The following is a 26,317-nucleotide window of genomic DNA, read 5'->3' as shown; positions in this document are numbered from 1 at the left end:
CATGTGGCGCAAACACGACGCTGAGCCTCGCCAAGGGTGGCGCGCCCAGGTGCATAGCGAGGGGTTGGTCTACAACCACGCCCTCCTGCCCGATGGCAAAATGGTGGATTATTGGCGTGAAGACGCCTACTACGTCCTGTCACCTACTGAAGTTGAAGTCCTGGAAAAGGCGACGGACAGGCTGTACGGAATGTATTACGACCTCACCGAGCACCTGCTTGGTAGGTCGGATATTCGTTCTATTCTCGAGGGCTTGACGGTCCCCTACAAGGCGCTGCCTGAGATCAGGCGAAGCTGGGAAGAAGATTCGCCCAGCGTTTATGGGCGGTTCGATATCCGGTTCGCCGGCGACTGCGAGCTTTCAAAAGCTGACCCAAGCCTGCAGATTCCCAAACTGCTCGAGTTCAACGCCGATACGCCTACCACGCTTTTCGAAGCGTCAGTCGTGCAGTGGAATTGGCTGAATTTCGCCAAGCACATCGGTGAAACGCAGTGGAATAATATGCACGAGATGCTGATTGAGGCCTGGAAACGTCAAGTTGGCGTGTTCGAACGGCAAGTTAATCGCACCGTCGACTGCATCTACTTCGCCTTTTCGACCGAAGATACTTCTGGTGAAGACCTGGTTAACACCGCTTACCTAGCGGAAACAGCTGCTCAGGCTGGGTTCAAGGTTGAGCTGATTTCGGTCGAAAGCCTTGATGTCTTCGATGTCACGGGCGGCAGCTTCTTCTACATGAACAAGCAAGGTAAGGCAATCGACCTTATCTTCAAGCTGTATCCGTGGGAATGGCTAACCGATGTAAAGTACCCGCCCTACCTGAAGCATGGCACGACCTGGATCGAACCGCCGTATAAATTGCTCTGGAGTAATAAGGGCTTCTTGGCCCTGCTCTGGAAGCAGTTTGGCAACGATTCTGAGCTCAGCCAGTACCTCTTGCCCACCTTCTTCGCTGATGAGCAGCATACTCTCACGGACTTCGTGAGAAAGCCGCTACTTAGCCGCGAGGGTGCAAATATCGAAATTGTCCGTAACGGCAAAGCGGTTTTAAGCACGCCGGGCAATTACAGCAAGGGAAACTACATCGTTCAACAGTTCGCTGGGTTGCCCAATTTCCGTTCACCGTTTTCTGGCGACAATCATCACCCAATGCTCGGGGCATGGGTGGTTGACGGCGAATCGGCCGGGTTGGGCATTCGAGAGAGCCCGGGACTCGTCACCGATAACACCAGTTGTTTTGTTCCCCACGTTGTCACCCAGTAAGGAGCAGGTATGTCGACCGTAGACCTTAGTTGGGCCGATGCCGCAGCGGCTGTCAGTTTTCTACTTCAAACGGCGCTCGCCATCCTGATCGTCGGTGGCTTGTGGCTGGTACTCAACAGAATCACCAGCTTCAACGACCACCACGAGATCATGGTGCGGCGGAATTGGCCGTACCTGGTGCAGCGCTTGGGCGTGCTACTGGCACACATCATCGGTGCCACCGCCTGTTTCGACTTTTCTGGACGCATCAGCGGTGTTTTCGTCGCCTTCATGGGCCTGTTGTGGGTGACAGTGGTGCTCGTAGTTGCCTACTTGGTAATCGAACGGTACCTAGGTCGCACGCCCCGCCTGCATGATGCCCACAAGGACAACATGGGCATCAGCATCACCAAGGCAGCCGCCTTCGTGATGGTGGGGCTAATCCTGAACGGTGCGCTGAGTGGTTCGACGCCGAGCACCGAAATCGCCATTAGTGCCACCGTGACGTTCACTGCGCTCGGCCTGATCGCTGCATTCGGTGGCGTTAAGCTGCGCAACTTGCGTGAGCACCAGAACTTGCTGGCCGCGTCCCGCAGCGGCAAGTTGGCAGCCAGTTTCGAGCTGACGGGCGTACTGCTGGCTATGGGCATCCTGCTACGCAACGCCATCGCTGGTGATTTCGTCAGTTGGTCGGCTGCCTTGATCGGCTTCGGATTGACTTTCGTCATCAGCATGGTCCTGCTCTACCCGCTTCGTGCCATTAGTAACCGGGTCATCTTCCATTACTGTTCGGTGAGCGAGGCGCAACGCGAAGACGCCGAAGTTCCGGCCGCAGCGATGGCCGGCGTGCTGGTGGGTGTTGCGGTACTGGTGAGCAGTATCGTCACCCCGATCGTCAACCTCCTCAACTAGCTCAGGTACGTCGCCCCTGTTTTGTCTGTTATTTCAGGCAAGGCAGGGGCGCTTTTCATATTATTGCTTCTCTATTTTTTGAACCTGCACCACGCCAACAATATTATATATTTCATTAGCCGCCGGTGCCGTGAGCGTACCCTGCACCTTTACCTTTTGCCCAACTTCACGTAAATTGCCCACACTCGACTGATCACGGAGGGCATAGTATTTATTTTGAGCCGTTTTTAAGCCAAAAGCACATTCCATGGTTTGCATACCAGAGGTATCTTTGTGTGGTAAGCAAACAACTTCCCCGCTTAGTACCACGCGTTCCCCGGGTGGCGTCGTTCTATCTTCTTCAAAGAACGGCCGGTTAAAGGCACCGCTAATAAATAGCACTGCGGCAATACCGGCAATCACCGCGAGAATGACTGTAAGAATAACAAGATTTTTGTGTGCTGGCTGTTTCATATTTCCACCTATTTATTAAGTACTAGAATACCAATATTCAGCGCGGTTGCATAGCTCGTCCATAGCGCGTACGGCAATAATAGCCAAGCAGCCAGCCGAGAAATACCCCGAAATACCTGCATGGTTACAATAATCAAGAACAGCAGTAGCACGATGACAATCAGCGCCCAGGCCACTTGATGCGCACCGAAGAAGACAATTGGCCAAAGCGCATTACAGATCAGCTGCACTAAAAATACCCCGATCGCCAACCCCTTATTCGCCTGCTGCGTACGAGCCACGAGGTATAAGGCGATGCCTTGCAAAAGATATAGAACAGTCCATACCGGCCCAAACACCCAATTTGGCGGCGTGAACCAGGGCTTACTTAAAGCTTCGTACCAACCGGGGATAGCTGGCGAGGTAAATAAAGAGCCAATTCCAGCCGCTACAAACGGTAAAGCTAGACAACCTAGCAATAATCCGATCCGCTGCGCATCCCCTGTTGGCGAATTCATGTTCCTATTATATCATGAGCTTAAAATGAGCTCAGCAACCGAGGGGAGCCCCCAGGCTGCTGAGCTTCAATCAACCATGCTCAATGGCACACTTTTCTTTGTGCTGCGCCGCAAATGCTGGCCAACAGCTTTGACCGGCGGCATCAAGCAACATTTTGTGCTTTCCGGGCCTGAAGCCGGGAATGTAATTAGCGAAGATACACTGCAGCACCTTAATTCGCCGCTGCTCATGCGGAAATTCCTTTGGCGAACATGCGATCGCCGCGTACCGCACCTGTGGAGATTTATCGGTGCCGTATATCATCTGGCGAAGGAGGTTCAAACGCCCCATCAACGGTACCTGCGTAGGGAGAACAATTTCTTTCAGGCTCGGAAAGCTTGCCTTCAAATACAACCAGTTTTCAGGGGCAGAAGTCGACTGAGTCTCTGTAAAAATTACCTCGGCCGGCACCGAATGCGTTTTTTGGCAGTAGTCTTTCATCAACTCAGCTTCAGAAAAGCAAGCCGATTGAGAGTTTTTGAACGAGCGGGATCCGCAAAAAATCAGCGGCCAGCCGGTTCGATTATGCTCTTCGACAGCTCGATCGATACGCTGCGTAGCGAATGTATGCAGCTCACCCCCTTCATTTACCTTATAGCCAAACACGACAACAGCTTTTGTTACCCGAGAAGCATGCACCGTTATAGTATACCCTAAAATAATAGCTATTTATGAGGCCAGCCGAAGCTGCAGCGGCCACTTCGCGTGGCGCCTCACGAGTTCTGGTTAACGGAACTCAGAATGCGGATGGCGAATCCTTGAGCTTGGGTCATCACTCCAGAAAGGACAGTCGTGATGCAACAAGCGTAGCTCGTCCCATCGAGTAGTGCCGTCGGGGTTAAGGAGCTTCTGGTATTCGCCCGGCTTATACTTTCCGCCCGGAAGATGGTCCGTATAAAACGCAAAGGTGCACTTCATATCATCGAGCAGAAAGGCCTCAAGCGGAAAATCTTTATCGCTTGAAGGGAGCGCGACGTACTCCACCTTCGCCGACCGACCGTAAATCATTTCCTGAAGGAATTTAATTCGCTTCCCAAGCGTTTTTTGGGTAACAATCGTGAATCGCTTCAGGTTTGGAAACCCTGACCGCAAAAAGATCAAACTATCCGGCGTCGAGAGCGAACGCTCTTCCTTAAAGATAACTGCTGCGGGCACCTCCGGGTATGTCTCGAGGCAATACTGCTTCATGGCCGTCGCTTCCGGATATTTTTGCAGATCTTTACGCTTCAGCGGATAATACCCACAAAAAATGATATGCTTTGCTTTACCCTTTTTGTAGAGCCGGACAGCCGCGTCAATCCGTGCCTTGAGCCAATCTGAAAGTTCCCCCTTATCTCCAAGCTGTAGACCAAACACAACAATAGCGTCAGTCACCTCTTCGGAAATGATCACCAAATTAGTGTAGTGATGAGAGGTTAATTTTTTATTAACTTTACCGCAAGCCTAGGTCTTTCAGCTGCTTTTCAGGAATATCCGAAGGAGCCTCCATTAGGAGATCGCGGCTGTCGCCAGTTTTAGGGAAAGCCATGACATCACGAATGCTTGGTTCGTTTTGCAGTATCATCAGCAGCCGTTCAAGGCCCCAGGCAATGCCACCGTGTGGTGGCGCGCCAAAACTAAAGGCTTTAAGCAAGTGGCCAAAGTCGCGATCAATGTTTTCGGGTTTATGGCCAATAATTTCCAGAACTTTTCTAAGGTCGCTTGGTTTGTGGTTACGAATACTCCCCCCGCCAATTTCATACCCGTTGAGCACAATATCGTACTGAGTAGTTAAAATTTCACCAATGTTCTCTTTGTTTTTCAACCATTCACGATGCTCTGGAATAGCCGCACTGAACGGGTTATGGGTAAATGTCCACTCGCCTTCGGCACCATGATGTTCTTGCTTGTTAGTTTTTTCAAAGAAAGGAAAGTCAATAACCCAGGCGAAGGCCAGCAGATTCGGGTCGGTTTTATCTTCACGGAGGTCAGGTCGATCTGTGCCATATTTTTCCATCGCGTCTTTATATGAAATGCGCGGGAAGGGCACTTGCTGAATCCGTTTTTCTGGGTACAGCTGCTCAACTATTGCGATGAGTAACTTTTCGTTCAGCGCCATCACGTCTTCACGCTCAACAAAGCTCATTTCGAGATCCATTTGGGTGAATTCGGCTTGGCGGTCACCGCGAGTGTCTTCGTCGCGGAAACAGCGAGCAATTTGGAAATAGCGCTCGGTGCCACCTACCATCAATAGCTGTTTAAATTGCTGTGGCGATTGCGGCAGCACAAAAAACTTACCGGGGCTTAGCCGCGCCGGCACCACAAATTCGCGGGCGCCTTCAGGGGTGCCTTTGGTGAGATACGGCGTTTCGATTTCCCAAAAGCCCTGTTTGTCCAACTCGTCGCGCACTAATTTTATGACTTGATGGCGCTTTTTCAGGTTTTCCTGCATTCGAGCCGAGCGCATGTCGAGGTAGCGGTACTGCATACGGAGCTCTTCGCCAGTTTCAGCGGCTTTTTCAATTTCAAAAATTGGCGTTTCGGCTTCGTTAAGAATCTCTAGGCTTTCGACTGCTAATTCCACCACCCCAGTCGGAAGGTCGGGATTAACTTGCCGCTCACCGCGCTTTTGCACCTTACCCTTGACGGCAATCACGTATTCACTACGGAGCGTGCTGGCTTTTTCAAATAATTCTTTATCGCCGCCACCCCAAAACACGGCCTGTAGCAAACCACTGCGATCACGGATATCAATAAAAATAAGCTTGCCATGATCACGCCGAGCGTGTACCCAGCCTTTAATTTCAACAATTTCATCAATTCTAGTCGCGGTTTCTGCTGCCCAAATTCTGGCCATAACTTCCTCTTCTTTTGCAATATAGTTTATGTCATTATATCCCTGACAGCGCAACTCTACAAGTAAAGGAGGGCCTCTCTCCTACATTCATAAGAGAGAGGCCATTCAATTTTAGCTGTCGCGTGGTGCGATGATCACCACTTCGGGCGTTTCACCTCTGTTGGTCACCACCGGCTTATTGTAGAAAACTGAGTTACACCAGTTATAGATAACGTCACGAAGCTCTTCTGCGGTAGTGATCACAATATCGCCACCGACTGTTTCAATCGTTATAGCGCCATCGTGGTAATGCTTATAGTCGATAGTCATACCGCCGAGCAGTCGAGCCACCGTACGTTCAATCGCATCCTTCTGCATCTCCTCAAAGAGCACCGCTAAGCGTCCTTCCTCTGCCGAGGCTGTACTTCCAGAACATTATTGGTAATCCGACGGACTGCCCCGTACTGTTCACATTTTGCGTACACTGCTTGGTAGTAGGTCGGGAGGCTGGGGCGTTTAATCGTTTATTCGAAGCTTGCCTGAAATTGTGTTGATTTTCAGGAAATCATCATTACAAAAGACTTTATCTATAGATGCGTTGGCGCCGCTTGCGTGTGCCACGGCAGCCTCAAGAAAGCCGGCATGTTCCTTTTTTACAGAGCGCACGCTTAGCTCCTCTCCAGGCGTCTTCGACCTGTCGATTATATCAGAGGAATTCGTACCTTTCTAGCTCTTAGCGTAAAACTGTGAAAGACGTCGGTAAGATTTTGTCGTGAAGGCAAATAAGGTGACGATAAGACCTATGATGCCAGCGAGTACGAACACCAGGGCAATACCGCGGGCATTACCGCTACCGAGTAGCCAACCGAACATGTCTTTTCCAGCCGTACTATTCATAAACGGCACGATATAGGCTTCGGCGATTGGCCCGATCATAAAGGCAGTAATTGGTGCGGCAGCTGATTCGACGCTTTGTGCAAACCCAAACACGCGCCCTTGTTGCTTAAATGGCACGACTCGCTGGATAACTGTGTGTTCGGCTGCTTCGGCGGCAGGGGTAATAATCATGTAGACAAAGAAACCAACCACTACCAACCAAGCCCATTCACGGATGGTAAAGCCAATACAGACAAGCCAAGCTAGAACATTAATCAAAAGTAAGGTTTTAAGTGGGTTCTTCCCAAGGCCAAATTTCGCTAGAATCAAACCACCAATAATAAAGCCGGTACTCACTATGCCAAGCACAATCCCCCATACCTCAACTGGCATAAGGCTCAGCCCGTAAGCGTCCATCAGCGACATAAACACACCGCCAAGCAGGTTGTTGAAGGTGGCGAAGAAAATCAGCGCCAAAAGCCCAGGCACTACCCGAACCGCAGCAAGGCTGCCCTTGAAATCAATTTTCTTCCCCGCAAGCTCGGGGTCGTGGAAGATTTCTTCTTCTGGGATATCCACAAAGAAAAGATGAATCAACGCAATCGCAGTTAGCACGAAGGCAATGGCTAATGTCCAGCCCATGCCAAGTATGCCAATCGATAGACCACTAAAAACAGAGGTCACCATGAACGCTACACCCGTCACTGAGCCGACCAGGCCATTAGCCTTGGCCCTATCTTCCTTCGGTACCAACAGTGTCACCGTGGTAGAGAGTGCTATGTTTCGCATGTTTTCAACCACTGCACCAACTAGAATCACCAAGATAAAGGCCCAGAATAGCGGCGAGCTGACTACCAAAAGCTGCCCTTCAGGAACCGCCATAAACAGTAGCCCCGCAACAGCATAGGTTCCAACAGTAATAGCACTTGAAAGCAGCATGGCTTGTTTCTTTTTGTGCTTATCGACAAAAGTGCCGAACACCAAGCCACAAATAGCCACGAATAGCATGTACGAACCGCCGATAATTGAAGTAGCGATCAGCGACTTTGTTTCAAGGTATACCCAAAAAGTTAAGGCAAACCACAAAAAGCTTGTTGACACATTTGCAACAAGAGTATTAAGCAGTACTGAGTAAAATTTCTTCATTTGTTTTTTTCCAATCTATAACGTCTAGGTAGTATACCGAATTGAAGTATTTTTTTCAATAGGCATCCCCCTAGAGAAGTCCATTGCGCTTTTCCAGGTGGGCTGAACTTACCAATTGCTACAGGTGGGTTACACTCTGTCGAACACTTTTAATCCTCTCGATATGCTGGATGGTGCTGTCGCAATGCTTGACCAATCGCCTTATCGTCGCCATCTGTAAAGCTTGCAAGTGCTTGCTTGGCAACCTGCAGAGATTGCTGCTCGTGAGCTAGCTCTCTTTGATATGCCCGATCACTCAGCACTCTTTCACTAGTAATGAATGTCATTCTGTAGTCCGGTCCGTACACTTTTCCAAATAGATATTTCACTCTTAGCATGTGCTCATCAGAAGCAATCACATTAATATCTCGCCAATTACGTGGCTGGCATAGCGCCACCTTTGTAAAGTAAGCATTGCTAAGTGTATCCTTGGACAGCGTCTCTTCAATTACCGCCTCGTCAGGCACACCTAGTTCTATAGCATACCGCTTCATTGCAGCAGCTTCCGTACGCTGAGGCTGCGTTTCTAGATGGAATGACCAAGAACCAGACATAACAATTATTGGCGCTTGACCCTGTTTATAAAGCTCGACGGCTTTTTGCACTCGCGCCCGGGGATCGGGCGGTAGCGTTCCATCATGATAGATGCCGCGACCCAGCGTAATAATTACATCTGACATGTCTTTAAGTATACGCAGCCACTAGAGATTTAGCTATCGATAACAAGACTCCTCATTACCCCGCGCGCCATCTGGTGCACTGTAACGAGGCTCACCGGAGCTGGCGCCGGCTTTGGCGTACAGCTTTTCGTAGGCCGCGTAAAGTTCTTGGAATTCAAAACAAGCCGAATCATAGTCGTTCAGTGTGCGGTTTAATTCTTTGTCTTTTTGTTCAAGGGCGGTGGCATTTCTATCGTCCTGGATGATGCGCTCTTTTTCAAGCAGCTCCACGCGCCATGCCTGGTGCTGTTGGCCGACAAAGAAACCAAGGCCAGCCGAGCCCACAATCAGTAACACGGCTATGACAATTGTCAGAATAAGTGCAGATCTATTTTTAAAATTCATACTGTTACTATAGCAGTTTTTTGATAAAACTTGCACCTCACCAAGATCAGTGAGGTGCAAGCCACTTACCTGTTCATGCACCATGCAATCTTCAACTCGCCCGAACCGCCTGCCCCTATTCGAGCTTCAAGTTCGGCGCTAAAGCCAGTATTAAACATTTGTTCCGTGACCAGCGTTGCTTGCACTACAAGACAGCGCTTTTCGGGCTCAGCCCTCTTTACTTTTGCCTGAACCGAGTCTGCACTCCTTAGAACGTCAAGATCCGTGCCAGTAACGACCACTTTAGGGCGTTGAAGGTTAAAGTGTACAAAGCTACCCACGAAGATTTCCGGAGAAAGTGGCGGGTCAACACTTATTACTATTCGTGTAAGATTTCCGCTCCTCGTGGTAGCCATGGCTCCTCCTGGGTGTATACAGCTCTCAGGTGTCAAATTGGTATTTACCAGCCAGAAATAGTATGCACTATAATAGTAGTGGCGCAATACTTGCTTTTTTATTTTAAAGTTATATTATTATCTGGTTACCGAAGCCAACTGAAGGACCTGGAGGTCATCATGGCCAAGATTGGCCGCACTACTGCCTTGCGCACAGCCACGGTATTTCTGAATGCCCCTGGTGTGCTCGGTGTCGATGTCATCGGCTCGGTTGCCCGCGGGCAGAAAGGTAACGATCTTGACCTAGTGGTCGTGGTGACGCCTGTCACCTATGCCACTTACGTGCTGCGACTGCGTGAGAACGTTCCGTCAGACGCTTACGACAACAACCTTTACTTCGACCTGAAGGCAACGCGCCTACTGATTGCACTACAAGTGCTGGGCTTCGGAACGGTACACTACGGCTGGTTACTTGCCGCCACCAAGGGTGTCATGCCCGATGTACACCTGATGCCGGAAAAGTGGCAAACTCAAGCCGAAGCCATTCAGCAGCATCTGCCACACCATGACAGCGAATTCGTCAAGAACATCGCCGGTGATGCCGTCACCTTGGCTATTCACGAAAAGGAGCCCCAGCTAGGGATGCGCCTGCTTGAAGCGCGCTGGCCCTGACCGTCCGCCCCCGGCACGTAGCCGGGGGCTCAAAATTTAAATAATTACAAAGAATGCTTGCTGGCCTGCAGTTTACCGCAGGCCAGCAAGTTTAACACCACTACTTATCTGCGGGCGCTATCAGTCTAAGATCTAGTGACGAGGGAAGTACTCTTCAAGGAGCCTCTGGATCCGCTCGCCAACCATGCCGTCCCGACGATCAAGCAAAGCCAAGTTGACGATTTCCGAATTAGCCAGCTCGCTATTCTTCTTCAGCCTATCTTTAATTGCCTTCAGAACCTCATGCTGTTCGTTCACCCTAAGCCCGTAATCCAGCAGCTCAATTGCCAGTGCGAAGATACGTGGATGTGATTCGTTCACTGCCAGCTTGCATACAGCTTGCGCGACCTCAATCCCATTATGGTTCGGAAGCCGATAGACCGCCTCGATTCGGTGCAGCAACTCTTTTTCCGAGTCAGCCGTCCTGAGTTCGCGAATAACGCTTCCCGGGGCCATATCTGCGTAGCGGACCGCTAGGTCTTTCACACGTTGCTCGTCAAGCTCCATCACAGCCTCCTTGTCGTGGGCCTCTTGATTAAACAGCCTGTAGAACAATAAATCAAGCGCTATCTTTAAAAGACCAGTACCCCACCAGATATCAGCATTACGCTCGCTAGGGCTAGCTTAACAAATTTTTCGCCACGCCTTATGGCGAATTTCGTCCCAATATAGCCGCCCAGGTAATTACCGATTAGCGCTACCGAAGCATGACTCCAGACGATATACCCTTGAGGGAGTACGGTAGCAAAAACCAACAGCGCCTGAACCAGTAGCAGCACGCGCCGGGTGGCGTTCGCTTGGAGTGCGGTAAGACCCATTAGAAACATCAGCGGTAAGAAAAGCAATGTGGCGAGTCCAGTACCGAGCGAGCTAGCAAACAAAATAATAGCGTAGCTACAGTAGCCTGCGATAACCGATTTTCGGCTCCGCGTACCGGGCTGTAATGTTTTCTTATTAATAAATAGCGTCGGCGCCAGTACAATAAGCAGCACTCCGATCACCAGCTCGAAGGCATCGCTATGTACTTTTGGCAGCGCCATCATAGCCAGCAGTGTTACAGGTACCGTTATGGCGAGCAGTGGCCACAAAAATTGCTTATGCAGTAGCTGCTGGCCGCGTATCGCCATCAGCGAACTACCGCCAAGTCCGAGGCTCGCCACCGAAGCACCAGCCGCAATTTGCTGCGGTGTAAAACCAATCAGCAGGTAGTAAGGCGTCATGATAAAGCCACCTCCCCCGCCGCTCATGCCGCTAATAACACTTGAAAATAAGGCGACGACAAACGTCACCACTAATAATAGGTCCATTTTTAGTTCCTTGTTTAATGAATCTCTAGATAAGTAAGGGCAGCGCGTCGCTGACAGTAGGAACTGCCAATAGTTTTCGTATTTAGAAGATTGCGCTAGTATAACTAGCGAGATATATAGATAATATCATAACTAAATAGTAAAGTCAAATTAAAATTATGCTGAAGTAGTGCAGCGCCTTTGCCACGCTTTCATTCAGTATTTTTATACTTATCTAGCGGTATTCCGGATTGTCACTTTTAGCGTTCGTCACTTGCTCCCAGCCATCTGCGGTGTTTCCGACTGCCGGAAAGCCATCCTTATCTTTTAACAGCCTGGCGGTATGCATCAAGTTCCAGGCCATAAAGGTGACATTGCGATTGGTAAAATCGTTAGCAAAACCCACAGGTGTTTTGCCGTCACCTACTGGCTTTCCGTTCCATTCGGTGTCACCATAGCTCGGGCCTGGGCCGGCTTCACCCACCCAGCCGGCATCGGCTTGTGGTGGAATTGTGTAGCCAATGTGCTGCATCGAATACAAAATATCGCGCGACACGTGCTTCACGCCATCCTCATTGCCTGTTACTAAGCAACCGGCAGCCTTGCCGTAATAAATATACTGGCCTTTTTGGTTACGGTCGCCGCTGTAGGCGTACATTCGTTCAATCACCAGTGTCGCCACACTCGATTTTGCCCCCAGCCAAATTGGCGTACCAATTACCAAAATATCCGCAGTTTGGATTTTTTGCTGGATCTCTGGCCAATCATCGGCCTGGCCTTCTTCTTTGCCGTCTTTTATCATGCCAAAGGCAATAGCATGGTCGAGGGCGTATATTTGTTCAACACGCACCCCTTGAGCCTCCATGATATGCGCCGCTTTGTTTATAAGCAGCTGCGTGTGCGATCCCGTTTTGTCCTTTTTGATTGAGCAGTTAATAAATAGAGCCGAAAGGTCGCTGAAGTTCTTTGTTTTGTCCATACTATTCCCCTGTTGTTCACTTTCATAATACTCTTAAATGACACGGCCGACCAGCCTCTATTGACACGGGGTTAAATAATCCGTATGATTTTACGGATATCCCTACAGAGAGTGAGGCGATATGGACTTTAAGAAAGATGGCACTCGGCTTTCCGATTATAGGGTCGAGATGCAGCTCACTACACTCGACATCGGCACTGAACGCTTTCAGGGATCTTCTGCCAACTTTAACACTGAACTCGATAAGTTGCGCCGGAGGGACGAAACCAACACTGACCTACAGAACTTGTGTAAAATCCTCAGTGATCTGTTCCGATGGCAGGTAATTGACAGTTGCAGCATTAATCGCACCGATCTTGCACTTCAGCTTCGCACGGCTTGGCCCAGTGGCGAGCAACTGACTCCCGATCAGGCCCTGCTGCGCTTCACCGGTAGCTTGATCAGCAGCGTCGAAGACCACTTCGGAGAGAAATTTACTGCGGGTGAGCTTGGCCTGCCAAACGGGCCGCGCACATCTAGCCATCAGTCGATTAGCCTTTCGGCTATAAAGCTGCCAAAGCCGAAGCTGGCTAAGCTTGCGGGGCTAGTTAGAAAGGCGTTCGACGAAATCTTCGACTAAGCCCACTGGGGTGGTCGCGACGGCGGCCACCCTCACACTTTTACTAATAGAAATTATTTTGTTACTTTCCAATAACTTCTTCCAAGAATCTCTAGCGTATATCATATTACTTTCTAAATAACGTTGCCAAAACTCTATATAAAACATACAAACTAAAGACGGCGTAGGTAACGTTCAGCCCAATATCGAGCGCCGCTAGCAGCTCGGATTGCGACACCGAACGCAGTGCGGTAACTACACTTATAACTATAAGTGCGCAGAGTATAAAAACAATCAGTTGCCATAAAAATGGACTATGCAGCAAAAACGCAATCCGGTGGTTTTGCATTCGGGAAAGTTTGTCGAATAAAAAGATAGTCAGCAGTGCCACCGCTGCGCCACCTACCGCGAAAAAACCAACTGGATTGACCGAAAAATCCCTCAGCACACCCGGCTGATTTAGTAACCCATTGCCCACCAGCGCCACCACACTGACCACCGCTCCTTCTAACGTAATAAGTACGGCGTAGTACCAACTTTTTTGCCTAAGATTGTTCATTTTCGAGCCTTCCCATAGCGATAAGTAGTTGCGATTTATTGCGCTGGTACAGCTCTTTGATATCGGCGAACCAGCGGTGGGCATTTTGGCTAGTAATAGGGACGTTCCAATCTTTGAAGGCTTCGAGCTTGTTTTCAAGCAGGTTAACCGTTTCAGCCGCAAAATCGGTGACAATTTCTACATTTGCCTTGCCGAACAGCCCTAAATCTACTTGCCCAGATTCAATAGCGTTCATCAACCCTTCAGCGCTAATGAGCGGCGTGGTATCGCCACGTTTTCGGGCACCAATGAGCCGCAACTCTATTTGGCCGGGGTTGCCAAGTTGGGCGCCAGCCGCGAGTCCGGCCAGCAGATTATTCTTTTCGAATTTATTGGGAATCTTAGATACCGGCAGCCCTAACGTCAGGCTTTTAATACGCCTGGCTTCACTGAGCTTTTGGACAACATTTGGGTGCAATAACACCTCGGCCTCGAACTGGTAGCCATCGGTTTTGTAGCGCTGCTGAACGGTGTTAAGGTAGCGCATAAATTGGGCATAGCGCGGCCCACGATGGTTGTATTCAAACGATAAAATTCGGGTTTCGGGCGTGTAAATAAAGTGGGTGACTTCGGTAAATTTTTGGCCATTAGCAAGCGTGAAATCGCTGAGTTGATCGTCGCTGAGCGAGCCGGTGATCATGTGGTTGGTCCGGTAGCGCACTACTTTGCCCTCGTAATGGTCGCTGACTTTCTGGAAGTAGTTCAGGCGATACGAATCTTCATTAGAAATTTCCAAGCTTTTGTCTTCTACTGGTAGTTCAAAAATTTCTTGACAGACTTCCTCAAAAATATGCGGTCGGGCGGCAAAATTATGGTCGTGGGCCGCAATCCTGAAAAAGTGCACTTTATGCTGCGCCATGGGTTGGTCGTCCTCCAGTCACAAGGTAAGTGTTTTGGCTTGTATTCTTTTTATTGTACCATTCTATTGCCTTGGTTAAAGCCGCGCATTGGCATGCTACAATAACCGTAATTTATGAAAGAGTATAGCCCTTTCTCCTCGCTCGCTAACCGTAGCCTTGCCTACCTTAGCTTATTCGTAATTGGGGCAGTTGCAACAGAGATAATACAGAGCCTCACTTCGCGTAGTACGCCCCTCACGGGCTAGGCAATTATATTCTGCATCGCAAGGTCACCAGCCTGAAACGAACAATTATTTATGGAACGCTTACTATCCTAGGCGCGCTGATTCTGGGAGGTGTTTTTGTGTATGTATATAGCGGTAATTCTTGAGAGATTGGCTTATTTCTCTAGCTGATGCGAGGTGCTTTACCGTGTCTTTATCTGGTTAGTAGCTCCTGGACGTATGACGGAAGTTGCATATAGATAAAGCACATCGTCCAGCTAGTTCGCGCTGAGCTAAGTTTTATTGTTGCTTCAGCTAAAACCCACGCTTCTACTAGGTACTTGTTATACTTAAATAATAATTATATAATGCTTTAGTAAACACCGCCACTTTATCCGGAAGGCGAGGTCCATGACTGACAGGCATCCATGGATTGTGCTTCTGGGCTTCTTTCCGCCCATCTACGTCCTTGGTGTTATCCGGTACTGGGGAAGGAGCTGGTGCATGTGGGACGGTGGATTCTTCCCGATTTCTTCCCCACTACCGACGCTCTGGTGGCCGATTAGAATGTACCAGTACAAGAAACTGCGCACTTTCCATATGGTAAACCGTGGGTAAACCGAGCTAGACCAAAAACTAGCGCAAACGCACTGAACACCCGCGCTTTCACGGCTTACGCTCCCACCCCGATGAGTTTGACGACTTGTCGGGGTTTAACTTTTTATAATTAAAGTGCCCTGACCAACCTCTCGATTAGTCAGGGCACATACTACACCTTCGTCAGGTAGAGAAAGTGTTCCCACTCACCATCATCGAACGGCTCAAGGACGAGCTGCCAACGCTGGAGGGGGCACGGCGTGCCATTCTCTTCTCTCAAAAGAGCCAGCTGGCCTTTGTGCATCCACCCCTCAAAAGTATACCTAATTTTAACATGCTGACGCTGCTGAGAGGTATCACTGACTAGTTCGCAGTAGTGTAGTAAGTAATCCTGGCCAGGCTTAAGGTCCTCTGCGCGTTTGATTGTGCCGCTTGGACTCTGGCACGTAGTCTTATGAAGATCCGAGTCTGGCACCATGCACGGACCAATTACCTGACGCGTGTCGGCCATTTCACGCTCTCTCGTAGATGGGCTGTAGTTTTACAATTATATCATACGATTGCTATTGCACCGATCAGCTCGAAAATTAAGAGCCGCCATAGCGGTGTTATCGACTGAACTCGTTGTAAAAGTACCTTGTTTTACAACAAATTATGCTAAGATTTTAGTAAGCATTATCATTTTATAGGGTAAAAGGGTGGGATAAAATGAGTTACAGAAATCAAAAAATGCAAACTAAGAGCTCGCGCTTTCGAATGAAGTTTCTTCGGTCGCCTTTTAAACTGCTCGCTCTCATGGCAGTGGCAGCAGGCACAATAGCAACCCTAGGTAGCTCTCAGGATGCCTATGCCGCGACCTTTACGGTAACCAACACCAATGATGCTGGTGCGGGCTCGCTCCGGCAAGCATTAATTGACTCCAATGCTAACGCCGGTGTTGATACGATCACCTTCAATATTCCTGGTGCTGGTCCTCATGTTATTTCGCCGCTTACTTCTTATTCTATTACCGATAACTCTCACCTAGGTAGTGGCATGGACGGTTCTAACGCGGTCATAGTTGATGGTTGTAGCCAACCGGGCAGTGATTGTAGTAAGTTTCCACTTACTATTAAGGTTCAAGTAGATGCTGCCAATTTACCGGTAGTAGCAAATTCAGGTATTTTTAATCCGGCTGGGGTCGGCTCAACGGTGAAGGGTCTTTCTATTACCGGCGGTGCGGCTAAAGGGTATTCAGCCTTTAGTCAGATCAGGATTGCTTATAATGGACGCTTTGTGTGTCTTGGTGGCTATACGCTCCAGTCTAACTTTATTGGCATAGCTCCAGATGGCAGTGCGAATGGCAACGTCTCTGGGTTAGCGCCTTGTACAAGTGCTACGGCTGCTTACCCTACTCGTGTCGGCGGCCCTAATCCAGGGGAAGGCAATGTCATTGGTAGCAATTCAAACTTTGGCGTGGCTACAAACATACCAGTCTTTGGAGCGGGCCAAACGAATGGTTGGATAATCGAAGGGAACTACTTCGGTCTTGACCCAACCGGCACTCAGTCTCGGCCAAACAGTGGCGGTTCGGTTGTGAGTGGTGCTGATATCGCTGTATCAGGAGCGTATACACACCCGACTAGTGGCGTGAAGGGGGTCATTATCCGTAATAACAAACTGGCCAATAGCAGTAAGCACGGCATGTACCTGTATAGGTCGAGCGGTATGACAATAGAAAATAATGAAATAAAGAATAGTACAATTGCCGGCATTTATGTCTTGGGCTCAGGTATAACTACTGATGGTACGGGCAATCCACCAAATATTGTTCAAACACCCTCGGTTATCCAAAACAATACAATTGCAGGGACAACAGCAGGCCCTGGGGTCGCAGTCGTGAATTCCGGCTCGTTCATGCCAACAAGGGTAACTATCCAAAAGAACAGTATCTTTGACAATAGCGGCCTTGCCATTGATCTTAGCAATGATGACGTGACAGATAACGGTCCAGCCGGGACTTTAAGAACTGGTCCAAATAACCTGATCAATTACCCGGAAATTACTAAGCTAGCTCACGGGTCGCTTGTAGTAGACGGTACTTATGCAGGCATGCCAAACGAGACTTATACACTCGATTTTTACGCGAGCGAGACAGGTCACTCTAGCGGATACGGCTCAGGACAAACCTGGGTTGGGGCAGACACGGTCACGACTGATGCTAGTGGCAACGCCACCTTCCACTTCACACTTAGTAGCACCGTTCAACCGGACTGGGTGGTAAGTGCCACTGCAACCGATACTTTAGGGAATACTTCAGAATTTAGCAGTTCCCTGGTTATGCCCGAGACACCAACGCCTCTTGATCCCGATACCCCTCCAGGACAGCCAGCACCTCTTGATCCCGGCAGCACCCCTCCTGGAGAGCTAGCAAATACTGGGCAAAGCACCACTCTTGTTATTGTGCTAGCCAGCTTATTAATCACAGGTAGTGCAGTAGTCATGACAAAACCAGTTCGAAAGTTTTTTGGCAGAATTTAGCGAAGACACAAGAGCTTTTGGCTTCCCGAAATGCTACCTCTGTTATAGCTTGGGAACATCAGGTATATAGTATTGTAGTAGCCTGGCGCGAACGCTGTGGCAGGCTCAAAATAAAAATGCCCGAGCTAATCTAAAAGATTAGTCGGGCTAGGTGCTACGCCAGGGTCACGTAGGTCTCGTGCATGTACTTACCCTCGGCGGGACCCTTGGGAAAAGGCGCCAGTCCAAGCCACCACGCAGGCAGAGAGAACGCCGATCCATCGGCAAAGCTCATAAGGACTGCCGGATTCTTGTCTTTCCACAACTTTTCGACGGTAAAGAGAATACGCAGGTGCTCGTACTCTCCGTCGGACTGGTAGTTCAGCATATTATCTTCAGTAGGGAGAACTGGCCGACAGATATAGAGCGTGTAGTTGCCGCCAACTTCCAGCCCACCGACCTGTGTCACTTTCGCACGACTATCCGGAGCATCAACCAGCACACCGCCGGGCCGGCACATCTTAACAAAATCGCTATGCGTCACCGGAGCACTCCTTCGCTTTGACGACAATTACAAGTCCCAGTTTACCATAGCGCTACGCGAATTTAACTACTATTGTTCGGCAAAATGCGCGTAATCATTCAACGTCCAAAGACGCCAAGCAAAATCTTCTTCGAAAGCATCTTTGTATTTCAATACTGTAATTGCCGTGTTCTCTATGTGGGCGTGACGCTGAAATTGACGCATTGTTTCGGGCGTTAAGGCATTCGCTAGCGCTACCCGAGCCACCATTGCACGCAGAAAATAGCCATGGGTTACCACCGCGATAGTCGTTTCCGGGCGCGCCAATAAAAAAGCCAAGGCCGCATCGACCCGGGCAACAATGTCGTCGTAGTTTTCGCCGTCGCCGACATGCTTGCCGGGTTCGTACAGCGATGCTTCCCACTCATGCCAGGTGTTATTCGCCCGTTGATTCGTCCAGGGCTGGCCTTCTATTTCGCTTGGTTTTTTTCGTTCAACAAACAAATCTGAACTGATAATTTCCGTATGCGTGGCCTTGGCAATATATTCGGCGGTTTCTATTGCGCGCCGTAAGGGGCTCGAAACAAGAGCCTCAAAGGGTGTTTTTTCGAGCCGAGCGGCGACTACCTGCGCCTGCTGTCGGCCTTTTTCACTTAACGGTGTTTGAAGCGATTGAAAAACTGGCGAAGCGTTATCGACGCTTTGGCCGTGGCGAACGAGGTAGATGGTTTTTGGGGTCGGTTGCATTACTTAAATAATATCAGAGTTTTAAAGCGACAGGCACTACCCGCGTACCTGTCGCTCGGCAGTTATATTAGCTTAGAGGCAATACAAGGTTGGGCAGCAGCTGCGCTATCTCACCGTTCTTAAACTCGCCCCGTTCGCTGTTGAATTCATCAGTGTAAGGGCGACCCTGAATGGCGCGGACGATCGCCCGCCCGATTGTACCGTGCCCAACAACCAGAACACAGTCTGGTTTTAGCTCACGCAGCCATGCAAGCGCTTTACCTGCCCGAATTTGCAGCGCCGCAGTTGGTTCGGCGCCGGGTACGATGTCAAAGTTTTTATCCCATTTCTGCCCAATTACCTCGTTTAGCACGCCCTCACCTTCTCCCCACAACCGTTCATTAAGGAGCGATTGTGGCAGAATTTTGGCCTTGCTGTAGCCAAGTACATCGGCAATTGCTTCGGCACTCTGCCTAGTACGAATCAGCTCAGAGCAGACAATCAGATCGGGCTGCACGCTACGCCGCCTGAGAAGCTCTCCGGCTTCAGTGGCTTGACGCCAGCCTTTTGTGGTTAGTTCAGTCGTTGTTCGACTGCGGATTTTGGCGGCAAGGTCTTCACTTTCACCATGCCGGACGTAGAACAGCTGCTTCATGAGCTTCCCTTCAGCGATGGATGCCTGATTTAGTATAGATTACACAATAAAAGTAGGCAATTTTAGCACTGCCCCGAATAGTTCATAGACTATTGACATATTAAAGCTGTTGTGGTATTATATAACATAAGTAGTTAATTGCACCTTCAAAACAGAATGGGAACGACATGCACACTCTGCGGGAGCTGCGGGAAACGAACGGCCTCACCATCAACGAGCTCGCCGAGCTCACCGGCGTTGCCCCCTGTACCATCACCGGGATCGAGCGGCGCACGTCGCCCTACCGCACGCAACAGGATGTCGCGTGGCGGTTGGCTCAGCTTTTTGAGGTACCGGTGCGGAGGATTTTTGCCCCAGGCGAGGTCTCGCACCTCGGTCGCCCAGCGGGCACCGGCAAGCCCATCGGCAGCAAAGAAACCATCATCCACCACCCCGACATCATCCCAGGATCACTGTCCATCCCATTGGACGTGCGCCTGGGCCGCATCTGCCAGAAGCACTTCATCACCATGCCGCTCAACGGCAGTGGATGCCAGGACTGCAACTAACCTACTCAACACCCCGTAAGACCTTTCCCTGAAAGGCCCCTGCGGGGTCTTTCATTATCTGGCAGACTTGTTCATGGTAGTATGGACAATTAAGTTTTTTTATGATATATTAGTTGTGTCGCCCTGCTCAAAGTTCAAACAGTTTGGAGTGTTGTGAACGTCAAAATTATCGATCCTACGCAGCCTGTCGACTACCAATCGCTGAGTGTTCCAGGCAGCTATGCTTGTAGCGGCTGTGCCAAGTCGGGAATCAAGCTTTGGCGCAGTACCGGCAGCTCACTCGCAGGCATGACGCTCATCTGCATCACCTGCATCGGTAAAGTCGCCAACATTGACGTTTCCCAAGTTCGCGATGATGGCACCTGTCCGGGCCGGCATGGCACTTTTACTGATCAGATTGACTTGTACGTACCCGCAGTACCTGCCCGCGAAAACGACGGGTTCTACGGCTACACCGGCATCGATCGCCACGGATACGCCTGGTGGCGGCGCCTTCCGCTGGGCAGGTAAGTGCTTTAAGCGCCAAAAGGCGCACCCAGGGCGCCCCCGACCACCATCGGGAGCGCCCGCTTCATTCCCTTTTGGCAATTTGACCCTTTATAATTGACAGATATTATTATTTAGTTTTAAATACATTAGTCACATGCCAGAAAACACGAGGGAGCCAAAGATGGTGGCAAATCCGGAAGCTAAGCGCAGTGGCTACACGCTCACTCTGACACTGGAAGAATCTATTGGTCTTGGTATCTTCAGGGCAAATAGCCAGAACTATAGCGCTGAAATTAAGAAGCTGCAAGCTCGTGATGCAGAATTTGCGCCACTGTGCCTTGTTCTTGAGGATCTTTTCACGGCTGGTGTTATTGTCGCCTGTGAGATTAGTTACGGCCGGAAGCTTATCTTTAGGCTTTCTGAATTCGATGATAAAGGTCATAAGTTTTTGTCGGACGGTGCAATTAACAGATTCAAAGAAACCTTCCGCGCAAGCGTCAAGGAGCATGCCGAGATTGATCTTGGTCTAGATGTCACCTACGCCGACCACGGAACGCTCAAGCGACCCCGGCGAGGTTCTGGCGCTAGCAGCTTCAACCCCTGGAAGTGGCTTGAAGCCGTTCTAAAGGCACTGAAGGCGGATTGGGACTAAGAAACGGGGTGGCCGGTCATCGCTAGAGCCGGTCACCCTTTAAAATGAACTTATTTCACGTAAACTAGACGCTATTCAATAAGATAATTCACCTATTTATTTCTTGTAGATAAATACGTATCATGAGAGAGATGACCACACACCACTTACGGCTCGCTACTGAACCCTTTACTGCTATTCTTCGTGGTGATAAGACAATTGAATCCCGACTATACGACGAAAAGCGCCAAATAATTCAACTTGGCGATACCATTATTTTTACGCATCGCGCACATCCCGAGCAGACCATTGCCGTCAGGGTGGTTGGCTTACTTCGTTATCAAACCTTTTACGATTTATTTCGTCATAACCCACCCGGTAAGTTTGGCGGAATGTCACCCGCACAGTTAGAAAAACAAATTGATGAATTCTACAGTCTTGAAGAACAGCACAGATACGGCGTGGTGGGAATAGAGTTTGAGCTGCTTGCTCAATACTAACAATCAAATCATTACACATCATTCTCCCCTGTAAGCATGCTATACTAGTAACAATTTACTAATCCAGAATAAGTAGTTTACACGCCATCAGCAGACAAGGAGACAGAGAATTACAATGGGCACCGTTCAGCCCCGAACACCAAGTGGATTTCCTGAATATTTGCCTCAGGAACAGCTTGAATTTAACCGTTTGCTTGCGATTATCCGCGACACATACGAACGCTACGGCTTTTCACCAATCGATACCCCCGATTTAGAGCTTTCGGAAGTGCTGCTCACCAAAAGTGGCGGCGAAACCGAACAGCAGGTTTATCGTTTCCAAAAAGGCAGCAACGACCTCACCATGCGGTTCGACTTAACCGTGCCGTTAGCGCGCTATACCGCTCAGCATGAAGGCCAGCTGATTTTTCCTTTTCGACGCTATCACATTGGCAAGGTTCACCGTGGCGAACGGGCACAAGCTGGCCGATTCCGCGAGTTTTACCAGTGCGATATTGATATTATTGGCTCAGAAAGCCCAATTGTTGATGCTGAATTCCCGGCGGTGATTAACGAGATCTTTGAGCAGTTTAACTTTGGTGAATTTACCATTCGGATCAATAACCGCCTGGTGCTCAACGGCTTTTTTGAAGGAATTGGGCTAGCTGAAACCTCAAAAGAAGTGCTGCGCATAATTGATAAAATTGAAAAAATCTCGCGCGAGGAGTTAGTTCAGGAACTGCATAAACTAGGTCTTAGCAATGAACAAACCGAGGCCGTGCTGGACTTCACTGCTATTTCAGGCACCAATGACGAAATCTTATCGCAGCTGCAAGACATGGAAATAAGCGCTGCACAATTTAAAGACGGCCTTGCAAAGCTTACCCAAGTAGTCAAAGCGCTGCGCGTCATGCAAGTCCCTGAACGGCGGTTCCAGATTGATTTAAAAATCGCCCGTGGGTTAGATTACTACACCGGCACCGTCTATGAAACAACCCTCAACGACTACCCCGAGCTTGGCAGCGTTTGTTCGGGCGGACGATATGACAACCTTGCCAGCCACTACACCAACACCAAACTCCCGGGTGTAGGAATTTCGATTGGCTTGTCGCGGCTTTTCTACAAGCTGCGCGAGCTTGGGGTTATTAACGCTGAAACGATGAGCCCGGCAAGTATTGTGGTCATGCCGCTGAGCGAGCAGCAGGTACCAACCAGCCTAACCGTGGCACACAACTTACGAACAGCAGGTCACGCCGTTGTGCTTTACAGCGAGCCAAATGCTATTAAAAAGAAGCTGCGTTACGCTGATCGAATGGGTTTTACTTGGGCGGTTATTATTGGGGATCAGGAAGTGAGTAGTGGCACGGTCTCGCTTAAGCAACTAGCTGCGGGTACGTCAGAAGTCGTGGCTATGAACGACCTTGTCGCCAGAATTGAAGCTGAAGACTAGTCTTTTTTCAGCCGCATCTCTATGTAAACTTCTGGAAATCGAAGAAGCGCTCGGATTGCCCGAGCGCTTCTTCGATTTTTTAGTAGTGTGCTCGTAAACGCTTTACTGCGATTACGCCACTACCCACAAGTAGTAAGGCTGCAATCAAGACGCCCATTACGCTCTGGCCGGTATCTGCAAGGCCGCCAGGTGTATTCGTGCCGGTACCAGGCGTACCAGAGCCGGGAGGCGTGTCGCCGACAATTTCAGCCACCGTGACGGTTATAGCAGCTGGGTTTGACACCGCGCCATCGACATCTGCTACTAGGTAATTAACTGGGGTTGTAGTGCCGACAAACCCGGCCCCAGGGGTAAAAGTGATGGTGCCGTCGGGATTAACCTGCCAGACGCCTTCGCCAGCTACTGTTAGGGTCATAACTTCAGCATCAGTGGCCGGATCAATTAAGCGCACGCTAGCTGGATCGAGAGCCGGTCCCTCAGTAGTGTCGTTCGCCAGCACGTTAATGATGACTGGTTGACCAACTGTGACGGTTACGGTGTTATCGATTGCCGTTGGGTTGGCTAGGGCTGCAAGGCTAAATTCCGAAGTATTGTTGCTCGCATCGGTAGCGGTTGCAGACACCACTCCACCCGTAGGAAGGGTGCCAGGGAAGGTGAATTCATAAGCTACCAAGCCGCTTGCATCCGTGGTTACCGTGCCTGATCCTACGTAGGTCTGCCCTTCACCGTAGCCAGAAGCATCCGCGGCAGTATTTACGTAAAAGTCTAGATTGTAAGTTTGGTTGGCAGCGCCTTCATATGTGCCACCGACTATTACCGAACCACGAGTGACAGAGGTGATAACCGGAAAGTCAATGAAGGTATTCGGTCCTACATCGGCATCGGGTGCGCCATCGTTCGCAGTGACATCATTCGAGCCAAGATCGATCCCAAGGCCTTGGTTGTCGTGGATACTATTACCGCGAACGCTAACCGCTGTGCTTGCATCGCTGGCACTCAACCCAACCCCTACGCCAACGCCGCCGTTGGCATGTATGTGGTTTGCTTGGCCTGCGGCGATACCACCAATAGTGACATTATTACTGCTCATCAGCGATATACCATCGCTGGCATTAGTGGCGATGGTGTTGTCGTGGAGCGTTGCATTATTCACGCTGGTGCCAACAATACCGTAGTCATTATTGTTAATATCGTTGCCCGTAATGGTAAGGTTGTTCGAGCTGGTCAGCTCCAGACCATTTTGCACCGATGAAGTGACAGCGTTGTTAGTAATTTGCACAGCAGACCCGCTACTCACCGCTATACCAGCGTTCGTGTTAGAACTGGCAGTATTACCGTCAATAGTTGCATTCGAAGCCGAACCAGTAATACGGACGCCGTACTGTCCGTTATCGTTAATCTGGTTGCCTAAAACGTCGGTATTTACCGCCAGCGCACCCGTCACATTTATGCCGTTCGCTCCGTTATCAGAAATGGTATTTGCTTCTGCCGCTGCGGCACCGCCTATGGTGATATCGGGCGAATCGGTAATGAGAATACCATTTTGGGTATTACCGGTAATGGTATTGCCTGTCATGGTGACTGGCCCGACAAACTCTGGGCTGACAATTGCCCCGCGCGAGAAGGTCATGCCCTGTGTACCGTTATTACGAACGGTGTTGTTCTGCACGAGCAAATTAATGCTTTGGATTCTAAATTCCATACCAAAGCCGGTGTTGTGGGCGACCGTGTTATTCCGGACGATGGCATTGTTTGTGCCCGTAATGCTGAGACCGTTACCGTTTGGACGCGGCTGAGTGCCGGTTGGGTCAAGTCCGACAATGTTATTTTCAATTATCAGATCATCCATCGGCTGCACGGGTGAAAACCCACCACCGCTGTTTGTAATTAGGGCTGTCCCGGTGTTGCTGCTGATGACATTATTTGACACCCGATCGTTATCGCCACCAGATATACCACCGAGGCTATTTATGAGCCCGACTCCTAGAGCATTGGGTGCTGCCGTACCGTCTGGCATGAGACCGATGTAATTATACTCAGCAACTAAATTATTAGGATGCCAAAACTGACCATCCATTGCGGTACGATGGCCTCGAATCGCCGCTACTTGGGAGTTTGTAATTGATAGCCCGCGTATGGTCATGCCGCCGTCTCGGGTTCTGATTACACCGAAAACCCCTGAGTTGGTTACATTGACATTTACTCCGTTTATTTGCACTTTCAAGGTCAAGGGGAAGGCGCTACAGATTGATCCTGGTTGGCTACAGCCATCGATAATGATCGAATGGGAGGCATGGGTAGTATTCCCTAGAAGTGGTAAGGCAGTAACCGGCGTAATAACATGAGGGCCGGCGCCTGGAATATTAAAGGTGATGGTATGACTACCAGCTACCGCGTTGGCATCGGTAATCGCCTGCCTCAAGGAGCCAGCACCGGTATCGTTAGTATTAGTAACAGTAAAGGTTGCTGCGCTGGCTGGCTGGCTACTCAGCGCCGCTATGCCTAAAATTGCCATCGCGAGCCCAAGTGTGAGCCCTACGACACTCATTCGTTTTATTATTGCCGCTTTTTGCATTTGCTTTTACCTTTTTATGCCCTATTTCTTCCATTTTATGCTAATGCTTATATATTTACAACAGCTTCGGTTTTTGACGGTCTTCTGCAGCTAGTAATCGTCTGGCCTGCTATGCTAGATGCATGGCTTTTAACCATTACGCCAAAGTAAAGCGCATTCTAAAGCAACAGTCGCCAGGTTGGTACATTAAACGCATTCCCTCCCCAACCACCACCAAAGCCTTTAACGGCGAGGTCAAAACTTACCCGTATTACTACCGCCTATACGACGCCGATCATCAACCGATTAAATACGGTAAATTTCAGCAGCTCGACCGATTGGCCAAAGCTTTGCAAACTTCGGTGTCCGACTTGCCGGTACTTGATGACTACTAATGCTTGCTCGACTGTAAGTCGTGTATAAACTCATCAATCACTTCCTTGGACACCCCGGGCATGCAAATTATATGACT

General features: G+C 49.7%; 33 protein-coding genes. 12 read left to right on the top strand and 21 right to left on the bottom strand.

Translation table 11 applies throughout. From position 1 onward, the window contains the following. The first annotated feature begins 1 nt into the window (after window position 1). Entirely contained in the window at window positions 2-1,264 is a 1,263-nt protein-coding gene (locus VD907_00235; protein HYG83291.1) for a glutathionylspermidine synthase family protein, read from the top strand. A gap of 9 nt (window positions 1,265-1,273) precedes the next feature. Continuing rightward, entirely contained in the window at window positions 1,274-2,155 is an 882-nt protein-coding gene (locus VD907_00230; protein HYG83290.1) for a hypothetical protein, read from the top strand. Window positions 2,156-2,215: 60 nt separating this feature from the next. Here the strand turns inward: VD907_00230 and VD907_00225 are convergent, their stop codons facing one another. From VD907_00225 to VD907_00175, 11 genes are all read right to left on the bottom strand, one after another. Beyond that, window positions 2,216-2,608 carry a hypothetical protein gene (locus VD907_00225; protein HYG83289.1) on the bottom strand — a complete coding sequence of 131 codons (393 nt, stop codon included), beginning with the start codon at window positions 2,606-2,608 and terminating at the stop codon, window positions 2,216-2,218. Window positions 2,609-2,616: 8 nt separating this feature from the next. Further along, a complete protein-coding gene (locus tag VD907_00220; protein ID HYG83288.1) occupies window positions 2,617-3,105 on the bottom strand; it encodes a TspO/MBR family protein in 489 nt (162 codons plus the stop codon). 70 nt (window positions 3,106-3,175) lie between these two features. Beyond that, entirely contained in the window at window positions 3,176-3,784 is a 609-nt protein-coding gene (locus tag VD907_00215; protein ID HYG83287.1) for a YdcF family protein, read from the bottom strand. An 87-nt stretch (window positions 3,785-3,871) separates the two neighbouring features. Continuing rightward, on the bottom strand, window positions 3,872-4,537 hold the full coding sequence (locus VD907_00210; GenBank protein ID HYG83286.1) for a YdcF family protein: 666 nt from the start codon (window positions 4,535-4,537) through the stop codon (window positions 3,872-3,874). A gap of 40 nt (window positions 4,538-4,577) precedes the next feature. Continuing rightward, entirely contained in the window at window positions 4,578-5,981 is a 1,404-nt protein-coding gene (gene aspS, locus VD907_00205) for an aspartate--tRNA ligase (protein ID HYG83285.1), read from the bottom strand. 111 nt (window positions 5,982-6,092) lie between these two features. Further along, on the bottom strand, window positions 6,093-6,338 hold the full coding sequence (locus VD907_00200; protein ID HYG83284.1) for a hypothetical protein: 246 nt from the start codon (window positions 6,336-6,338) through the stop codon (window positions 6,093-6,095). A 138-nt stretch (window positions 6,339-6,476) separates the two neighbouring features. Then, window positions 6,477-6,626, bottom strand: a complete 150-nt coding sequence (locus VD907_00195) for a hypothetical protein (GenBank protein ID HYG83283.1) — start codon at window positions 6,624-6,626, stop codon at window positions 6,477-6,479. Window positions 6,627-6,686: 60 nt separating this feature from the next. Continuing rightward, the gene (locus VD907_00190; protein HYG83282.1) at window positions 6,687-7,982 is read right to left on the bottom strand and encodes an MFS transporter; all 1,296 of its coding nucleotides are present in this window, start codon (window positions 7,980-7,982) and stop codon (window positions 6,687-6,689) included. Between the two features lie 149 nt (window positions 7,983-8,131). Then, a complete protein-coding gene (locus VD907_00185) occupies window positions 8,132-8,701 on the bottom strand; it encodes a YdcF family protein (GenBank protein HYG83281.1) in 570 nt (189 codons plus the stop codon). Between the two features lie 33 nt (window positions 8,702-8,734). Then, complete coding sequence (locus tag VD907_00180) at window positions 8,735-9,085, bottom strand: hypothetical protein (GenBank protein HYG83280.1); 351 nt, start codon at window positions 9,083-9,085, stop codon at window positions 8,735-8,737. A gap of 65 nt (window positions 9,086-9,150) precedes the next feature. Then, entirely contained in the window at window positions 9,151-9,480 is a 330-nt protein-coding gene (locus tag VD907_00175; protein ID HYG83279.1) for a hypothetical protein, read from the bottom strand. 159 nt (window positions 9,481-9,639) lie between these two features. Between VD907_00175 and VD907_00170 the strand changes: the two genes are divergently transcribed. After that, the gene (locus VD907_00170; protein HYG83278.1) at window positions 9,640-10,131 is read left to right on the top strand and encodes a hypothetical protein; all 492 of its coding nucleotides are present in this window, start codon (window positions 9,640-9,642) and stop codon (window positions 10,129-10,131) included. Between the two features lie 132 nt (window positions 10,132-10,263). Here VD907_00170 and VD907_00165 read toward each other — a convergent pair whose 3' ends face one another. The 3 genes from VD907_00165 to VD907_00155 form a co-directional block, all read right to left on the bottom strand. Beyond that, window positions 10,264-10,677 carry a hypothetical protein gene (locus tag VD907_00165; protein ID HYG83277.1) on the bottom strand — a complete coding sequence of 138 codons (414 nt, stop codon included), beginning with the start codon at window positions 10,675-10,677 and terminating at the stop codon, window positions 10,264-10,266. A gap of 65 nt (window positions 10,678-10,742) precedes the next feature. Then, a complete protein-coding gene (locus tag VD907_00160) occupies window positions 10,743-11,477 on the bottom strand; it encodes a sulfite exporter TauE/SafE family protein (GenBank protein HYG83276.1) in 735 nt (244 codons plus the stop codon). A gap of 214 nt (window positions 11,478-11,691) precedes the next feature. Then, window positions 11,692-12,435 carry a flavodoxin family protein gene (locus VD907_00155; protein HYG83275.1) on the bottom strand — a complete coding sequence of 248 codons (744 nt, stop codon included), beginning with the start codon at window positions 12,433-12,435 and terminating at the stop codon, window positions 11,692-11,694. Window positions 12,436-12,556: 121 nt separating this feature from the next. On the opposite strand from VD907_00155, the gene VD907_00150 reads away from it, so the two are divergent. Next, window positions 12,557-13,054, top strand: coding sequence for a hypothetical protein (locus VD907_00150; GenBank protein HYG83274.1), 498 nt, complete (start codon window positions 12,557-12,559; stop codon window positions 13,052-13,054). A gap of 106 nt (window positions 13,055-13,160) precedes the next feature. Here the strand turns inward: VD907_00150 and VD907_00145 are convergent, their stop codons facing one another. Both VD907_00145 and VD907_00140 read right to left on the bottom strand, forming a co-directional pair. After that, complete coding sequence (locus VD907_00145) at window positions 13,161-13,592, bottom strand: hypothetical protein (protein HYG83273.1); 432 nt, start codon at window positions 13,590-13,592, stop codon at window positions 13,161-13,163. Next, entirely contained in the window at window positions 13,579-14,490 is a 912-nt protein-coding gene (locus VD907_00140) for a hypothetical protein (GenBank protein ID HYG83272.1), read from the bottom strand. The genes VD907_00145 and VD907_00140 overlap by 14 nt, the downstream gene beginning before the upstream one ends. Before the next feature lie 615 nt (window positions 14,491-15,105). Here VD907_00140 and VD907_00135 point away from each other — a divergent pair. Continuing rightward, on the top strand, window positions 15,106-15,312 hold the full coding sequence (locus VD907_00135) for a hypothetical protein (protein ID HYG83271.1): 207 nt from the start codon (window positions 15,106-15,108) through the stop codon (window positions 15,310-15,312). Between the two features lie 151 nt (window positions 15,313-15,463). Here VD907_00135 and VD907_00130 read toward each other — a convergent pair whose 3' ends face one another. Then, a complete protein-coding gene (locus tag VD907_00130; GenBank protein ID HYG83270.1) occupies window positions 15,464-15,802 on the bottom strand; it encodes a hypothetical protein in 339 nt (112 codons plus the stop codon). Between the two features lie 284 nt (window positions 15,803-16,086). Here VD907_00130 and VD907_00125 point away from each other — a divergent pair, with 284 nt between their 5' ends. Beyond that, a complete protein-coding gene (locus tag VD907_00125; protein HYG83269.1) occupies window positions 16,087-17,811 on the top strand; it encodes a right-handed parallel beta-helix repeat-containing protein in 1,725 nt (574 codons plus the stop codon). 154 nt (window positions 17,812-17,965) lie between these two features. Here VD907_00125 and VD907_00120 read toward each other — a convergent pair whose 3' ends face one another. The 3 genes from VD907_00120 to VD907_00110 form a co-directional block, all read right to left on the bottom strand. Next, entirely contained in the window at window positions 17,966-18,334 is a 369-nt protein-coding gene (locus VD907_00120) for a hypothetical protein (protein HYG83268.1), read from the bottom strand. A gap of 69 nt (window positions 18,335-18,403) precedes the next feature. Then, window positions 18,404-19,060 carry a histidine phosphatase family protein gene (locus VD907_00115; protein ID HYG83267.1) on the bottom strand — a complete coding sequence of 219 codons (657 nt, stop codon included), beginning with the start codon at window positions 19,058-19,060 and terminating at the stop codon, window positions 18,404-18,406. Window positions 19,061-19,127: 67 nt separating this feature from the next. Next, window positions 19,128-19,694, bottom strand: coding sequence for a histidine phosphatase family protein (locus tag VD907_00110; protein ID HYG83266.1), 567 nt, complete (start codon window positions 19,692-19,694; stop codon window positions 19,128-19,130). A 167-nt stretch (window positions 19,695-19,861) separates the two neighbouring features. Here VD907_00110 and VD907_00105 point away from each other — a divergent pair, with 167 nt between their 5' ends. The 5 genes from VD907_00105 (at window position 19,862) to hisS (ending at window position 23,291) form a co-directional block, all read left to right on the top strand. Then, window positions 19,862-20,242, top strand: a complete 381-nt coding sequence (locus VD907_00105; protein HYG83265.1) for a helix-turn-helix transcriptional regulator — start codon at window positions 19,862-19,864, stop codon at window positions 20,240-20,242. Between the two features lie 153 nt (window positions 20,243-20,395). Next, window positions 20,396-20,752, top strand: a complete 357-nt coding sequence (locus VD907_00100; GenBank protein HYG83264.1) for a hypothetical protein — start codon at window positions 20,396-20,398, stop codon at window positions 20,750-20,752. Window positions 20,753-20,912: 160 nt separating this feature from the next. Next, the gene (locus VD907_00095) at window positions 20,913-21,383 is read left to right on the top strand and encodes a hypothetical protein (GenBank protein ID HYG83263.1); all 471 of its coding nucleotides are present in this window, start codon (window positions 20,913-20,915) and stop codon (window positions 21,381-21,383) included. A 131-nt stretch (window positions 21,384-21,514) separates the two neighbouring features. After that, a complete protein-coding gene (locus tag VD907_00090; GenBank protein HYG83262.1) occupies window positions 21,515-21,862 on the top strand; it encodes an ASCH domain-containing protein in 348 nt (115 codons plus the stop codon). 115 nt (window positions 21,863-21,977) lie between these two features. Beyond that, a complete protein-coding gene (gene hisS / locus VD907_00085) occupies window positions 21,978-23,291 on the top strand; it encodes a histidine--tRNA ligase (GenBank protein HYG83261.1) in 1,314 nt (437 codons plus the stop codon). A 79-nt stretch (window positions 23,292-23,370) separates the two neighbouring features. Here the strand turns inward: hisS and VD907_00080 are convergent, their stop codons facing one another. Then, window positions 23,371-25,866 carry a right-handed parallel beta-helix repeat-containing protein gene (locus VD907_00080; protein ID HYG83260.1) on the bottom strand — a complete coding sequence of 832 codons (2,496 nt, stop codon included), beginning with the start codon at window positions 25,864-25,866 and terminating at the stop codon, window positions 23,371-23,373. Between the two features lie 122 nt (window positions 25,867-25,988). On the opposite strand from VD907_00080, the gene VD907_00075 reads away from it, so the two are divergent. After that, window positions 25,989-26,240, top strand: a complete 252-nt coding sequence (locus VD907_00075) for a hypothetical protein (GenBank protein ID HYG83259.1) — start codon at window positions 25,989-25,991, stop codon at window positions 26,238-26,240. Window positions 26,241-26,317 lie beyond the last annotated feature (77 nt).

It is taken from the genome of Verrucomicrobiia bacterium, from assembly GCA_035629335.1.
GTDB lineage: Bacteria > Patescibacteriota > Saccharimonadia > Saccharimonadales > Saccharimonadaceae > DASUUR01.
The sequence above is the reverse complement of the archived record's forward strand: the minus strand, read 5'-3'. Positions and strand labels throughout refer to the sequence as shown.

Bases quoted from the DNA above. Each gene is read 5' to 3' on its own strand.
- VD907_00170 (HYG83278.1), top strand. From the start codon at position 9,640: ATGGCCAAGATTGGCCGCACTACTGCCTTGCGCACAGCCACGGTATTT.
- VD907_00165 (HYG83277.1), bottom strand. From the start codon at position 10,677: ATGGAGCTTGACGAGCAACGTGTGAAAGACCTAGCGGTCCGCTACGCA.
- VD907_00130 (HYG83270.1), bottom strand. From the start codon at position 15,802: ATGGCCGACACGCGTCAGGTAATTGGTCCGTGCATGGTGCCAGACTCG.
- VD907_00150 (HYG83274.1), top strand. From the start codon at position 12,557: ATGGACTTTAAGAAAGATGGCACTCGGCTTTCCGATTATAGGGTCGAG.
- VD907_00125 (HYG83269.1), top strand. From the start codon at position 16,087: ATGGCAGTGGCAGCAGGCACAATAGCAACCCTAGGTAGCTCTCAGGAT.
- VD907_00140 (HYG83272.1), bottom strand. From the start codon at position 14,490: ATGGCGCAGCATAAAGTGCACTTTTTCAGGATTGCGGCCCACGACCAT.
- VD907_00175 (HYG83279.1), bottom strand. From the start codon at position 9,480: ATGGCTACCACGAGGAGCGGAAATCTTACACGAATAGTAATAAGTGTT.
- VD907_00110 (HYG83266.1), bottom strand. From the start codon at position 19,694: ATGAAGCAGCTGTTCTACGTCCGGCATGGTGAAAGTGAAGACCTTGCC.
- VD907_00235 (HYG83291.1), top strand. From the start codon at position 2: ATGTGGCGCAAACACGACGCTGAGCCTCGCCAAGGGTGGCGCGCCCAG.
- VD907_00105 (HYG83265.1), top strand. From the start codon at position 19,862: ATGCACACTCTGCGGGAGCTGCGGGAAACGAACGGCCTCACCATCAAC.
- VD907_00155 (HYG83275.1), bottom strand. From the start codon at position 12,435: ATGGACAAAACAAAGAACTTCAGCGACCTTTCGGCTCTATTTATTAAC.
- VD907_00180 (HYG83280.1), bottom strand. From the start codon at position 9,085: ATGAATTTTAAAAATAGATCTGCACTTATTCTGACAATTGTCATAGCC.
- VD907_00095 (HYG83263.1), top strand. From the start codon at position 20,913: ATGGTGGCAAATCCGGAAGCTAAGCGCAGTGGCTACACGCTCACTCTG.
- VD907_00185 (HYG83281.1), bottom strand. From the start codon at position 8,701: ATGTCAGATGTAATTATTACGCTGGGTCGCGGCATCTATCATGATGGA.
- hisS (HYG83261.1), top strand. From the start codon at position 21,978: ATGGGCACCGTTCAGCCCCGAACACCAAGTGGATTTCCTGAATATTTG.
- VD907_00135 (HYG83271.1), top strand. From the start codon at position 15,106: ATGACTGACAGGCATCCATGGATTGTGCTTCTGGGCTTCTTTCCGCCC.
- VD907_00145 (HYG83273.1), bottom strand. From the start codon at position 13,592: ATGAACAATCTTAGGCAAAAAAGTTGGTACTACGCCGTACTTATTACG.
- aspS (HYG83285.1), bottom strand. From the start codon at position 5,981: ATGGCCAGAATTTGGGCAGCAGAAACCGCGACTAGAATTGATGAAATT.
- VD907_00080 (HYG83260.1), bottom strand. From the start codon at position 25,866: ATGCAAAAAGCGGCAATAATAAAACGAATGAGTGTCGTAGGGCTCACA.
- VD907_00115 (HYG83267.1), bottom strand. From the start codon at position 19,060: ATGCAACCGACCCCAAAAACCATCTACCTCGTTCGCCACGGCCAAAGC.
- VD907_00090 (HYG83262.1), top strand. From the start codon at position 21,515: ATGACCACACACCACTTACGGCTCGCTACTGAACCCTTTACTGCTATT.
- VD907_00230 (HYG83290.1), top strand. From the start codon at position 1,274: ATGTCGACCGTAGACCTTAGTTGGGCCGATGCCGCAGCGGCTGTCAGT.
- VD907_00200 (HYG83284.1), bottom strand. From the start codon at position 6,338: ATGCAGAAGGATGCGATTGAACGTACGGTGGCTCGACTGCTCGGCGGT.
- VD907_00075 (HYG83259.1), top strand. From the start codon at position 25,989: ATGGCTTTTAACCATTACGCCAAAGTAAAGCGCATTCTAAAGCAACAG.
- VD907_00220 (HYG83288.1), bottom strand. From the start codon at position 3,105: ATGAATTCGCCAACAGGGGATGCGCAGCGGATCGGATTATTGCTAGGT.
- VD907_00190 (HYG83282.1), bottom strand. From the start codon at position 7,982: ATGAAGAAATTTTACTCAGTACTGCTTAATACTCTTGTTGCAAATGTG.
- VD907_00160 (HYG83276.1), bottom strand. From the start codon at position 11,477: ATGGACCTATTATTAGTGGTGACGTTTGTCGTCGCCTTATTTTCAAGT.
- VD907_00225 (HYG83289.1), bottom strand. From the start codon at position 2,608: ATGAAACAGCCAGCACACAAAAATCTTGTTATTCTTACAGTCATTCTC.